The organism is Chloroflexota bacterium (assembly GCA_014360905.1).
GTDB lineage: Bacteria > Chloroflexota > Anaerolineae > UBA2200 > UBA2200 > JACIWX01.
This window is the reverse complement of the sequence record JACIWW010000008.1, coordinates 41,523-53,811: the sequence shown is the minus strand read 5'-3', so window position 1 is coordinate 53,811 and position 12,289 is coordinate 41,523. Positions and strand designations below refer to the sequence as shown.

The following is a 12,289-nucleotide window of genomic DNA, read 5'->3' as shown; positions in this document are numbered from 1 at the left end:
GGTCCCAATACATATAGATTGGGTATCCCATGCCAATGCCTGACGACATGGAAGCCGTCTTTGTCTTCACTGGATTGGTAGAGAATGGATAAGAGGTAGATACCACTTATGCATCCTATCCTGCTTCGCTATGGATCTTTTTCTTTGTATTCATACTCGGTGTTTATCTGGTTGGGCATTGTGTCCGCTGTGATTTACACGCAGTGGCAATGCTATCGGGCTGCCAAACTTAGAGGGAATAGGACGGGATACCTAAGCCTGCAAATATTGGACGCTGCACTATGGGTACTAGCATGTGGCCTTATTGGCGCTCGCCTAGCCTATGTTTTGCCAAATTGGGCGGACTATGCAGGCCATCCAGCTGCACTGCTCAATTTCTGGGGAGGTGGATTGGTCTTTCAAGGGGGGTTACTTGGAGGGATATTTGCCCTATTGCTTTATTCGTTCTTTACAGGCCTATCCTTTCCTCATCTTATGGACTTGGCGGCGCCTGCCGTATCCCTGGCTCAGGCTCTAGGTTGGGTTGGCGCGTGGATACATGGGGCCAATTATGGCTTGATTATGCGCTCTCCGTTCAGTATCTGGTTGCCAGATCTCTACGGCATTTGCGCGCTGCGCCTTCCGACCCAAGCTTTGGCCTGTGCCCTAGGTGTCTTGCTATTCCTCGGTTTGCACAGATTGAGTAGGTTGCATCTGCAGCCTGGTTCGCTAGGATTGATCTATCTGTTCACCAATGGCCTAGGACACTTCCTACTGGAATTTACCCGAGCCGATGAAGCCCCATCCCTTGGGTTTCTCCGCATCACACAAGTAGCAGAAGTGATAGAAGTTGCCATTGCTGCCATGTTGCTGATGTATCTATGGTTCAGACGAAGGGCAAAAATGCGAGGGAGATCAAGATGACAAAAATAAAAGTTGGCCTAGCGCAGATCAGTCCCAAGCTGGGGGACGTACAGAGCAACTTACATCTACACCTAGACACCATTGAAAAGGCAAAGGAGCAAAAAGTGCAATTGCTCTGCTTCCCGGAACTATCGCTGACCGGCTACTTATTAAAAGACTTGGTACCCGATGTAGCTATATCGAGCGCAGAAACCAACCCAACTATGACCGAACTGCTCTCTGCAAGCCAGGCTATGGATCTGGTTGTTAGCTTTGTAGAGGAGGATCAGCGCCATCGCTACTACATTGCGGCTGCTTATTTATCACAAGGGCGAATCGTCCACGTACATCGCAAGGTTTATTTGCCTACTTACGGCATGTTTGAAGAGGGCCGTTACCTGGCTGCGGGGGACAGTCTCCGCGCTTTCCACACTCGCTTCGCACGCATGGGCATTCTGATCTGCGAAGATTTCTGGCACATGAGTTCGCCCTATGCCCTTTGGCTAGATGGAGCGGATATCCTGCTGCTGATTTCCGCTAGCCCTGGGAGAGGCTTGAGTCCCGAGGCTGTGCTGGGCAGTTCACGCTCTGTGGAATTGATCAATCAAGTATATGCCACTTTTCTCACCAATTTTGTCCTGCATTGCAACCGAGTAGGATTTGAGGATGGGCTCAATTTTTGGGGTGGCTCGACGATATTTGGGCCAGATGGTAAGCTTGTGGCGCAAGCCCCTTACTTTGAGGAGGCTTTGCTGGTCGCAGAATTGGATTTAGGCGCCCTGCGGCGTGTCAGGATACAGTTGCCGCTACTACGGGATGAGCGGCCGGAGCTGTTGTGTCGGGAAGTGGAGCGGATCTTGTACTATGAGGAGTAACGAGTAATAAGTGAGAATGAAGCCATTTCCCATTCCAGAGCGATTGCTATCACGTAAGGCTCCCGCTCGTACACGGAGGTGAACTTTGGACATCGCTGCCAAGTTGTTGCTGAATACGGATGTAACACGTCATGTCTTAGTTGCTTTCTTGCGGCACGAGTTGGAACGCTTTGGCTTCAAGAAAGCGGTGCTAAATCTGTCTGGAGGGGTGGATTCCTCCTTGACATGCTTTCTCACGGTTGAGGCCATCGGCGCCGAAAATGTATTGGCTCTTCTTCTGCCCTATCGAACCAGCACGCCAGATAGCGCCGAGCATGCCAAACAAGTTATAGAGCTCACAGGGGTACACAGCAAGACCGTGGATATTACGCCAATGGTAGACCCCTATCTGGAACAAGACCCAGAGATGAGCGATATACGCCGGGGTAACGTCATGGCAAGAATGCGCATGATCATTCTCTACGATCACTCTGTTGTTTGGAATGGCCTGCCCATTGGCACCAGCAACAAGACGGAGTTGCTCCTTGGCTATGGAACGATCTTCGGCGACATGGCATCAGCGATCAATCCGCTTGGGGATTTGTACAAAACTCAAGTGCGTCAGATGGCAAGAGCAGTAGGCGTTCCAGAGCATATCATACAAAAGCCCCCATCTGCGGACCTATGGATTGGCCAGACAGACGAAGGCGAACTTGGTTTCACCTATGCCGAAGTTGATAAACTCCTCTGCCTATTGGTGGACGAACGGTACACACGCGAAGAAGCGATCGCAGCTGGATTTGATGCCCATTTTGTGGACACGGTGCTTCGCAAAATGCGCGCCTCGCAGTTCAAGCGCATGCCGCCGATTATCGCCAAGGTTAGCCGGCGCGATGTGGGGCATGATTTTCTATACCCCAGAGATTGGGGCACTTAGGTAGCACCTGAGAAAAGCCACGACGAATGCTTTACAGGTGCGATGCTTGCCCGCTGTCCACTGGAAACTGGCCCTTGGTAGCTGTCGAGGTGCACAAATGATCACCTTATACGCTGGCGTCTTTCTCATATCGGCAGCGATGCTGTTTTTTGAACTCATCCTGACACGCCTCTTTGCAGTAACACAGTGGTACCACTTTGCTTTCATCAGTGTCAGCGTAGCACTGCTGGGTTTTGGAGCAAGCGGCACATGGCTAACGCTGCGCCCGCCAAAGTCAAGTAGCCAACAATTCCCTACCGACAGATCCTCTCACAACCAGGATTATGTCGTGATGGAACGCCTGGCAACGAATGCCTGTTTCTTCTCTATCAGCATCCTGGTTGCTTACCTGGCGATTAACTATGTCCCTTTCGACTCCTATCGCATTGCTTTGGAGCAGCGACAGTTGCTCTACCTAACCCTTTACTATCCAGCTCTGATCCTGCCTTTCTTCTTTGCAGGACTGTGCATTGGTCTTTCCCTTGCTGCCTGGCCTAGGCGGGCAAATGTGTTGTATGCTGCCAACCTGGCGGGCTCAGCTGCAGGCAGCCTGCTGGTGCTGGTCTTTGTACCAATCCTGGGAGGGACTGGAGCTGTAATCAGCGCCGGCATTCTGGGACTGGTAGCAGCCCTCACCTTCAGTCTAGGTGCCGCTCCTTTGCCTAAGAATTGGCAAGAATTTATGCGACGGCCTGCCTCGTATATTCTCTACCCTGCACTACTTGTGATTTTGCTCGCTATGTTGCTGCATCCACCTACATGCTTGGCCTTGCGTTTGTCCCCTTACAAGACATTAAGCATATCCTTGCTCTTCCCAGAAGCCAAGCTAATTTTCAGTCGCTGGAACGCTTTCTCCCGCGTGGACGTAGTGGAAAGCACAGCCATCCACTCTGCGCCAGGGCTAAGCCTATCTTTCACCGAGGATTTGCCCAGACAATTGGGGCTTTTGGTAGATGGCGCCAATTTAAGTCCTATTACCTGCCTGCAAAGCCCAGCCGATGAACGTTTCCTACGATACCTGCCTACGACGCTGGCTTACCTATTGCGCCCTCGTGCACGAGCTCTGGTGATCGAGCCCCGCGGAGGACTGGACCTCTTGACTGCGCTATCTAACGGTGCGTCATCTGTCGTCGCCTTAGAGAGCAATTCGTTGGTTGTACAGGCTGTACGTGAGCAAGCGAATAAATGCGGTACGGTAGCCTACGATGATCCGCGAGTCACCGTCGTCTTGGAAGAAGCACGGAGCTATCTCCGCCGCTCCCAGGAGCGGTTTGATGTCGTGCAGCTGTCTCTGAGCGATACGTACCAGCCCGTTATCTCGGGAGCTTACAGTCTATCCGAATCCTATGCTTACACGGTGGAAGCCTTCATTGAATATTTGAACCACTTGCGAGAAGAGGGCATTCTGGTGATTACCAGATGGGTGCAATCACCGCCTACGGAAGAATTACGCGCCTGCGCATTGGTGGCAGAGGCATTGCAACGAGCTGGCATCGGAGACCCCTCGCAACGAGTTATCGCCCTTCGCACCTGGTCCACGGTTACAATCCTGGCCAAACGTAGTCCCTTTCGCGGTGATGAAATCGCGCGGTTTAAAGAGTTCTGCGCGACATGCCACTTTGATTTGATTTACTACATGGATGTGACAGCCGAGGAGACCAATCGTTACAACGTACTTCGTGATACAGCGCACTACGATACCTTCCGCCAAGTCCTCACGGGCAGTGGAAAGCAGGATTTCTTCCAACAATACCCCTATGAAGTTTCACCACCAAGCGATGACCGCCCTTTTTTCTTCCATTATTTCAAATGGGCCCAGACGCAAAGCATTCTAAGGGGGTTAGGCAAAACATGGCAGCCCTTTGGCGGCAGCGGCTTCCTTATCCTGGTAGCTCTCCTGGTACTAGCGATGTTCCTATCTGCCGTGTTTATTCTATTGCCGCTTGTTTTGAGCCCACGCAAAAAGCTCATCGCCTCATTCTCATTACACTTGACTGCTCTTTACTTGCTGTATTTTGCCTGCCTGGGCTTGGGATTCCTCTTTGTTGAGATGCCTTTGCTACAGCAATTCATCTTATTCTTGGGCCAGCCTACATACTCATTTTCCCTCGTATTATTTTCCATCTTGCTCTTTTCAGGCTTGGGTAGCTTTGTAGCCAACCGCTTCCCCCTGCTGCGCGTCTTGCCTGTCCTGATCGTAGTCGTGCTCGCTTATCCCTTTTTGCTCTCTGAGTTGTTCGCTCTTGCTATTGGTTGGAGCCTTCCTTTGCGCCTGATCGTTGCTGTACTTAGCCTCGGTCCCCTCGGCTTTTTGCTTGGACAGCCCATGCCAGGGGGCATTCGCCTATTGGAGGAACGTGCTCCACAATGGATTCCTTGGGCTTGGGCAGTCAACGGCTTTGCTTCAGTCATCAGCTCTATCTTAGCAGTGATGGGCGCAGTTAGTTTCGGTTTCTCTCGTATTCTCGTTGCGGGAGCATTGACATATTTCCTGGCCAGTGCGGTCATGATGTACCTGCAATCACATCCTACGTCGAAAACAATGCCATGAACACTGCATCTCCCCAGCCGCCCCCAAAATCCCTGCCTATGCAGAATTTGCGCGTGCTGGCGCTACGCAACTTTTTCTTTGGCTGCCGCTGGAATATGGTGCGGGCTATCTGGCAACCTTTTGTCCTCAGCCTGGGTGCCTCAATGCCAGTGCTGGGCTTGCTGGAAAGCATTGGAGGGTTTCAGGGCATCATGTCCACAGCAACGCTATCCGTAGGTGGATGGCTATCCGATCGCCACGGGCGCAAGCCATTTGTAGTCATTGCCAGTGCTTTCGGGATTGTGGCAATGGTTGCCTTTGCTTTGGCTGGATGGCTTCGCGAATGGCGCTTGCTCTTGCCTGGCGTGGTCATGCTCGGATTGACCGCCATCGCCCGCCCTGCGACCGAGTCGATCACGGCTGAGTCCGTACCGCCAGCAGAGCGCGGCCTGGCCTTCGGTCGTATAGGAGTGACATTCGCTGCTTCGGGTATCTTTGCCCCAACTTTGGGCGGATTTCTGGCTAGCCGCTATGGTTTTTTGGCTGTGCTCCTAGTTGGCGCCTTGCTGGAATTTGTCACCTTATGTCTAGTTGCTTTTGCTTTGCATGAGACGCTGCACTCAGAGGCTCGCACACCATTGATCGCTTCTGAGTTTTGGGCCCTGCTCAAGAGGATTATGACGCCTCCATCGGGATTACGCAGTTTTTACGTCGCTGTCACGATAGATATGTTCGCTTATGGTATGGGCGCTGGAATCTTGCCTGGCTTGCTTACCAAAGTATACCGATTTACGCCATTTCAATTGGGGCTCATGGCCAGCGTGAGCTCTGCAAGCTGGGCTATCTCACAATGGTTTATTGGGCAATGGGTAGATCGGCGCGGTTACATACCTTTTCTAGCCTTATCGGAAGCAATTGCTGTGTTTGTGGCCACAGGATGGCTTATTGTACAATCCTTCCCCGCCTTTCTCATGCTAGAGATCTTTTGGGGTCTAGTTGTAGCAACTTGGACGCCAGCTTTCACGGCCTGGATTGCCAATAGCGTTCCTGAGCGACAACGCGCAGAAGAGATAGGCAGGCTAGGTACTTTCCGCGGGCTGTTATCCTTTCCTGCGCCCTATGTAGGAGGTCTAATCTACGAAGCCTTCGGATTCCGAGGTCCTATTTTAGGCAACTTGATTGGCGCTGCTGTAGCCATGATCTTGTTACTAGCCTTTGTGCGGGAGCCAAATCAGTCTTAGAAACAAGGCGCAGCATCCACCCCACCGTCCAGTATCTGGTAGCACGGGAGCTGCTTCTGCTCTTCTCCAAAGGATTGCTAACGAGAAGGATGTGTACCTGTCAAGGGGACAAAGACGACTCCCATGATTTCTTTAGACATGATCTCGTCCCCGTGCTTCTCAATTAACCACAATGTCTGGTAGCCGCCTGGAGGGCCAACAGGAATCACCAGGCGTCCGCCGTCTTTGAGTTGGTTGATCAACGGTTGTGGGATATGGTCAGGAGCGCAGGTAACAATAATAGCATCGTAAGGAGCATATTCCTCCCAGCCATAGTAACCATCGGCATGCTTGGTCTTCACATGGGAGTAGCCAAGTCGGGTCAATGTCTCAGTGGCTCTTTTGTACAGCTCCTCGATGATCTCTACACTGTATACTTCATCGGTCAGCTCCGCCAGAATCGCAGCCTGGTAACCAGAGCCAGTACCAATCTCTAGCACCCGCTCGCCACGCTTCAGCTTCAGCAACTCAGTCATCACTGCCACGATATAGGGTTGCGAAATGGTCTGGCCATAACCAATAGGCAATGGGTGATCACCATATGCCCGGTTCACATAGTTAGGAAGCACAAATTCATGGCGAGGCACAGTCCTCATAGCACGCAATACCTCAGGATCGCGAACACCCCGCTGCTCAATATCGAATGTCACCATATGCTCCCTCGGAATCTGATAAGGGTCAGGGGTTGGAGTCGCCTTGGTCAACGTCGGAGTAATACCTACACCCCTGACCACCGGCACGGAGGTAGCTATGTCCACCATGGCGGTCATGCCAGGCAGGATTGCCAAATCAGTAGGGACTAGTGCTATCCTCACCGTATAATTGGCCTCCCCCTCTGTATTGTTAGCCAATGACGCAATGGAAATGACCTTTCCCTTGAGGGGGGTATCGGGGAAGGCCTTCAAGGTAATGGTTGCCTCCTGGCCTACTTGCACACGCCCGACGTCCTGCTCGTTAACCTGCGCCTCGACATGACAATGATCAAGATCTGCCAGAACTAATACAGGCATGGCTTGGTTGACCACCTGGCCGACTTCTGCTTCTATCGAAACAATAGTTCCTGAAAAAGGGGCGGTCAGGATCGTATTCGCCCAATTGAGCTTCGCCTGCTCCAAAGCAAGTCGTGCTTGTTCAACCTCCCCTTCGGCGATCGCCTTTTCATCATCCGTGATCGAACGCTGTGACTTTTGCACCTCTAGTTGGGCCTGCACCACTTGGAGCGCAGCGTTATGGAGAGCAGAGAGGTACTCATTCGTCGCCAATGTCGAGTTGTAGTTCGCTTGTGCCCGCTGATACTCAGCTGTGGCCTGCTCTAAAGCCAGCGCCTCTGGCAGCATTCCTATATCAGGACGCCATGCGACTTGCTCATAGGCGCGCTGTGCATCGCGCAACGCCAATTCAGCTAATTTCAGCTCTGCATCTGCAACGGCTAATTGCTTGTCTCGCAGATCAATCTGCTTTTCTGCAGCCTCGCTCAATGCTTGCACTGCTTCTCCCAGAGCCCTCTCCGCCAGGAACTCAGCCAGGGTTGGTCTTGTGGTAAGTTGTCTGAGGCGCGCCTCGCGCACCTTCAATGTGGCCTCAGCGTGAGCGATGCTCAATTCCGCTTGTCGGGTATCTAGACGCGCTAGCTGCTGCCCTGCCTGAACTCGCTCGCCTACCTTTACGACAATCTCTGCTAACAAGCCCTCCAATGGAAAAGTCAGGGTAGCTTGTCTGCCGGGCACTATCCTGCCAGGGGCATGCACTATGACGAGGGCTGTCTCCTGGGCACTTGGCACTGTTTCACGAAGCAAAAATGTTTGGGAGCTTTGTCGTGGTGCAAGGCGCAAGACAATCAACGCAATGAGGACTATAGCGAGTATGGCAATCAAAAGCAGCGCTGTTTTCTTCATGCTCAACTTTCCCTCTCCCACGCTGCGATGGAGATTTCATGCCACTCTGATCCGCACCGATAGTAGATTACCTCGGTTTCGGGTGCCTGTCAAACCGAGTAGATCTTATACCCGTTCTTGTGTGAATCATCATAACAAGGGGGCAAGACCATGAAAGTGCTTTTATCGCGCTGCTTGACAAACCTGCATACCTGTGATATATTTAGCATTGCTAAATAACCAATTGATGAATTCTCTACTTGATAAGAGGAGCGCATTGGAAAAGCAGGATCTCCTGAAACAGCTAGCGAGCATTGAGCAATTGATCTTGCGCGTTGGGTGGCTAGAACAACGACGTTTTGCACAGGACCTAGATAGTTTTGGTCTTACTCCACCACAGTTTTTTGTGCTGCGCTCTATTCAGTCCCATGGCGAGAACCCTACCATGAGCACATTGGCCTATGACACTTTACAGCATTGTGCCACTGTGACTGGTATTGTCGGTCGCCTGGTGAAGATGGGGTTGGTAAAACGGAGACGCAGTGCACACGATCGGCGCCAAGTTCTGGTAGAGTTAACTCCCGCAGGGCTGGATTTACTGGATAAGGTACGTGGCAGCCGCGAAAAGCGCCTGCGCGAGACACTGATGCGCCTTTCCCAAGAGGACGCCAGGGAATTGCTGCGGCTGCTCAAAGCCTATTTGGAAGCCTTCCAGCTTGAATATGGTGAAGAGGTATTGCAGCAAGAGCTTGCCTCACACAGCCCCACTCCAGAATAAACGAAGGTTCTACGACAGATCATGGAGCCCCAAGAGAAAACACTCGAAGTGCATCAGCGCTTGGTACAGCTTTATGGTGAGCGTCCCCAAAAGCAGCACCTAGACCCCATTGCCCAGTTGGTCTCTACCATCCTTAGTCAGAATACCAATGATGTATTGCGCGATAAAGCTTTTAGCGCCCTACGACTGCGTTTTCCTACCTGGGAGCAGGTCCGTGATGCACCAGTTGAAGAAGTGATGGAGGCAATTCAGATCGCTGGACTGAGCCAAAAGAAAGCTCCGCGCATCCAGCAAGCCTTGCGGTACATCACGGAGAGGCAGGGCAAACTGAGCTTGGATTTCCTGCGTCAGATGAGGGTCGAAGAAGCAAAACAATGGCTTACTACCATGAATGGCATTGGTCCCAAGACAGCAGCCATTATCCTGCTCTTTTCTCTAGATATGCCAGCTTTCCCCGTGGATACGCATATCCACCGTGTCACCAGACGCCTTGGTCTGATCCCAGCAAGCGCTTCACGCGAGAAAGCACACGAACTATTGGAAACCCTGCTGCCACAGGAGACGTACTATACCTTCCACCTTAATATAATCCGCCACGGCCGCGAGGTTTGCCAAGCACGTCGCCCACGCTGTGAACGATGCGCGTTGCGAGAACTGTGCGATCACTACCGAAACGTAATGTTTTCACAGTCGGGAAGCCATCCGCAAGCAAGAGAAGGAGATCAGATATAGCGCCTTGAGTTCGGCACGGAGCATAGCCTTCACAGCTCCTCTGGCGTGAATGCCACTACCTCATCAATAGAGGCTGCATCTACGAATAGCATGACCAGCCTATCTATCCCCAAGGCTATGCCGGCCGATGGGGGCATTTCCCCCAATTCGGCAAGGAACTTTTCCGGGATAGGATAAGGGCGTTTCCCCAGCGAACGGCGGTAAGTTTCATCCCGTAGAAAACGCGCTCGCTGTTCCGCGGCATCCGTCAACTCAGAGAATCCATTGGCTAGTTCCAGTCCAGCGATGTAGAGCTCGAAGCGTTCGGCTACGGAGGGTTTATCAGGGCGCAAATGTGCTAGCGCTCCTCTCGTCGCCGGATAGTCGTAGAGGAAAGCAGGCTGGCTAACTCCTAAGTGAGGCTCGATGTCTCGCACCATGATCTCATCGAATAGATCACATTCCAAAGCTTGGGCCATGGAAACCTTTGCATAACGGGAAAAGGACTCTTCGACCGAGAGCCGGGGCCATGGGCTACTCAACTCCACCTCTTTCCCTTGGTAAACGAGTTTATCCCCATAACCCATTCTGCGTGCCACGCTCTGAATTAGCGCCTCGCATTCATCCATTAGGCCATGGTAGTCGCTGCCGGCACAATACCACTCCAGCATGGTGAACTCGGGGATGTGACGGCTGCCTCTTTCCCCTTCCCGCCAGCAATGGCAGATTTGAAAGATACGAGGATAGCCAGCCGCCAACAGACGTTTCATGCATAGCTCAGGAGAAGTCTGTAGAAACCAACCGTCAGCGGGAATGGCATCAATATGTGCTTCGGGGGCTGGAGCAGGGATACGCTGTGGCGTTTCCACCTCCAGATAGCCACGAGCGATGAAAAATTCTCGGATCGCCTGTAGAACGGCGGCTCGTATCACGAGCGCTCTCTTGCGACTGGCCAACCGCCAGTTCAACGTGCTACTCCTTGACCCTGGTCACGTACGTGCCTGTCCTGGTGTCAATCTGAATCAGATCGCCTTCGTTAACAAAAGGAGGAACGCGGAGCTCGTATCCCGTTTCCACGGTGACGGTTTTCATATCGGAACTAGAGGTATCCCCTTTTGCCCAAGGCGCAGATTTCACCACGCGCAGATTGACAAAATTAGGGACATTAACCCCGATAGGTTCCCCACGGAAGAAGAGCACATCCACCGTGAGATTGTCAATCAGATAGTTCTTCGCATCCCCCAGTGCTTCTTCGCTGATGCCAAACTGCTCATACGTTTGAGTATCCATGAAGTGGTACACGCCGCCTTCGTGGTACAGGTACTGCATGCTTCGCTGTTCCAGCGCGGCAGGCTCCAGTGTATCGCCTGAGCGGTAGGTACGGTCAATAATCGTTCCATTCACCATGTTGCGCAGGCGGGTGCGGTAGAGCGCTTGTCCCTTACCTGGTTTGGTGAACTCGAATGCGATCACGATATACGGTTCGTCATCAATAGTGATAGTCAGTCCTTTGCGCAAATCTGAAACTGTGTACATATGCCTATAACTCCACTACAGAATAAGTCAATGAATTGCACAAGGTTTATTATATCACTATTCTTGCCTTTCAGCAAGCAAAAGATGCTTCGTACAACCAACGAGTAAGGCTTTAACCCAATCCTTGACAACCAATCAAGTAAAGTAAATTTGACAAAAAGTAAAATTTAATGTACAATTATGCCATCTCTATTGCTATATGACATGGCAGTGATATTGTGGAGATGGAAATGGCTCGTTTATGTAATCGCTTAAGGGAATTACGCGCACGGCATGACTTGACGCAGGAACAATTGGCCCAAGCGGTTGGGGTTACCCGTCAGACAATCTTGTCCATCGAGAAAGGGAACTATTTCCCTTCTGTATTTCTGGCATTGCGCATTGCTCATGTGCTGCAGGTGCCGTTAGAGGAAGCCTTCTGGCTGGAAGACGAGGAGGATGTGGAAGGAGTATAAGATGCGAAAAGGACTGTACTGGTACTACATTACCAGAGGGATGCTTATCTTAGCCTGGATAGGGTTGATGATCCTGTTAAAAGCACGCCGCGAGATTATTTTGTTCGGCGTCTTGCTGATGACTGGGCTTTACCTCTGGCTGCCTTACAGTGGCCGTTATGTGATTCGCGACGATAGGCCCCTCTCGCCTCTAGAGCATGATGAGCGGGAACAAACCATCTCGCTCAAAGCAGCATCCTATGGCTTTTCTGTTCTGGTTGTCCTCATGGCTGCGGTAATCATCTGGGCTGCTCTGCATAGCCAGGATGTGTTATCTATCGAGCAGGTCAGCCTGATCATGGCCATTGGACTCATCACACAGTTTATAGCCAGTTTGTGGCTACATCGCCAAGCGTAGAGTGAAAGGAAAACAG

Annotated in this window: 12 protein-coding genes; 9 read left to right on the top strand and 3 right to left on the bottom strand. The window is 51.8% G+C overall.

Annotated elements, in window-relative coordinates:
* Window positions 1-144: 144 nt before the first annotated feature.
* The 5 genes from H5T67_05205 to H5T67_05185 all read left to right on the top strand — a co-directional run bounded on the left by H5T67_05205 (window position 145) and on the right by H5T67_05185 (window position 6,483).
* Complete coding sequence (locus H5T67_05205) at window positions 145-903, top strand: prolipoprotein diacylglyceryl transferase (GenBank protein MBC7244713.1); 759 nt, start codon at window positions 145-147, stop codon at window positions 901-903.
* Window positions 900-1,757, top strand: a complete 858-nt coding sequence (locus tag H5T67_05200) for a carbon-nitrogen hydrolase (protein MBC7244712.1) — start codon at window positions 900-902, stop codon at window positions 1,755-1,757. Before H5T67_05205 ends, H5T67_05200 begins: the two co-directional genes overlap by 4 nt.
* Before the next feature lie 91 nt (window positions 1,758-1,848).
* The gene (locus H5T67_05195) at window positions 1,849-2,673 is read left to right on the top strand and encodes an NAD+ synthase (GenBank protein ID MBC7244711.1); all 825 of its coding nucleotides are present in this window, start codon (window positions 1,849-1,851) and stop codon (window positions 2,671-2,673) included.
* 97 nt (window positions 2,674-2,770) lie between these two features.
* On the top strand, window positions 2,771-5,263 hold the full coding sequence (locus H5T67_05190) for a hypothetical protein (protein MBC7244710.1): 2,493 nt from the start codon (window positions 2,771-2,773) through the stop codon (window positions 5,261-5,263).
* The gene (locus tag H5T67_05185; protein MBC7244709.1) at window positions 5,260-6,483 is read left to right on the top strand and encodes an MFS transporter; all 1,224 of its coding nucleotides are present in this window, start codon (window positions 5,260-5,262) and stop codon (window positions 6,481-6,483) included. Before H5T67_05190 ends, H5T67_05185 begins: the two co-directional genes overlap by 4 nt.
* A gap of 77 nt (window positions 6,484-6,560) precedes the next feature.
* On the opposite strand, the gene H5T67_05180 is transcribed toward H5T67_05185, so the two are convergent.
* Window positions 6,561-8,423: a protein-L-isoaspartate(D-aspartate) O-methyltransferase gene (locus H5T67_05180; protein MBC7244708.1), complete on the bottom strand. Its 1,863-nt coding sequence runs from the start codon at window positions 8,421-8,423 to the stop codon at window positions 6,561-6,563.
* A gap of 250 nt (window positions 8,424-8,673) precedes the next feature.
* Between H5T67_05180 and H5T67_05175 the strand changes: the two genes are divergently transcribed.
* Entirely contained in the window at window positions 8,674-9,174 is a 501-nt protein-coding gene (locus H5T67_05175; GenBank protein ID MBC7244707.1) for a MarR family transcriptional regulator, read from the top strand.
* A 21-nt stretch (window positions 9,175-9,195) separates the two neighbouring features.
* Window positions 9,196-9,906 carry an endonuclease III gene (locus tag H5T67_05170; GenBank protein MBC7244706.1) on the top strand — a complete coding sequence of 237 codons (711 nt, stop codon included), beginning with the start codon at window positions 9,196-9,198 and terminating at the stop codon, window positions 9,904-9,906.
* Window positions 9,907-9,935: 29 nt separating this feature from the next.
* Here the strand turns inward: H5T67_05170 and genX are convergent, their stop codons facing one another.
* On the bottom strand, window positions 9,936-10,853 hold the full coding sequence (gene genX / locus H5T67_05165) for an EF-P lysine aminoacylase GenX (protein MBC7244705.1): 918 nt from the start codon (window positions 10,851-10,853) through the stop codon (window positions 9,936-9,938).
* A 4-nt stretch (window positions 10,854-10,857) separates the two neighbouring features.
* The gene (efp, locus tag H5T67_05160; protein ID MBC7244704.1) at window positions 10,858-11,421 is read right to left on the bottom strand and encodes an elongation factor P; all 564 of its coding nucleotides are present in this window, start codon (window positions 11,419-11,421) and stop codon (window positions 10,858-10,860) included.
* A 230-nt stretch (window positions 11,422-11,651) separates the two neighbouring features.
* Here efp and H5T67_05155 point away from each other — a divergent pair, with 230 nt between their 5' ends.
* Window positions 11,652-11,876: a helix-turn-helix transcriptional regulator gene (locus H5T67_05155; GenBank protein ID MBC7244703.1), complete on the top strand. Its 225-nt coding sequence runs from the start codon at window positions 11,652-11,654 to the stop codon at window positions 11,874-11,876.
* A gap of 1 nt (window position 11,877) precedes the next feature.
* Complete coding sequence (locus H5T67_05150; protein MBC7244702.1) at window positions 11,878-12,273, top strand: hypothetical protein; 396 nt, start codon at window positions 11,878-11,880, stop codon at window positions 12,271-12,273.
* Window positions 12,274-12,289: the final 16 nt, after the last annotated feature.

What these genes read in the sequence shown, in the direction of transcription:
- efp (MBC7244704.1), bottom strand. Translation starts at nt 11,421, where the DNA reads ATGTACACAGTTTCAGATTTGCGCAAAGGACTGACTATCACTATTGAT.
- H5T67_05185 (MBC7244709.1), top strand. Translation starts at nt 5,260, where the DNA reads ATGAACACTGCATCTCCCCAGCCGCCCCCAAAATCCCTGCCTATGCAG.
- H5T67_05200 (MBC7244712.1), top strand. Translation starts at nt 900, where the DNA reads ATGACAAAAATAAAAGTTGGCCTAGCGCAGATCAGTCCCAAGCTGGGG.
- H5T67_05150 (MBC7244702.1), top strand. Translation starts at nt 11,878, where the DNA reads ATGCGAAAAGGACTGTACTGGTACTACATTACCAGAGGGATGCTTATC.
- H5T67_05190 (MBC7244710.1), top strand. Translation starts at nt 2,771, where the DNA reads ATGATCACCTTATACGCTGGCGTCTTTCTCATATCGGCAGCGATGCTG.
- H5T67_05155 (MBC7244703.1), top strand. Translation starts at nt 11,652, where the DNA reads ATGGCTCGTTTATGTAATCGCTTAAGGGAATTACGCGCACGGCATGAC.
- H5T67_05170 (MBC7244706.1), top strand. Translation starts at nt 9,196, where the DNA reads ATGGAGCCCCAAGAGAAAACACTCGAAGTGCATCAGCGCTTGGTACAG.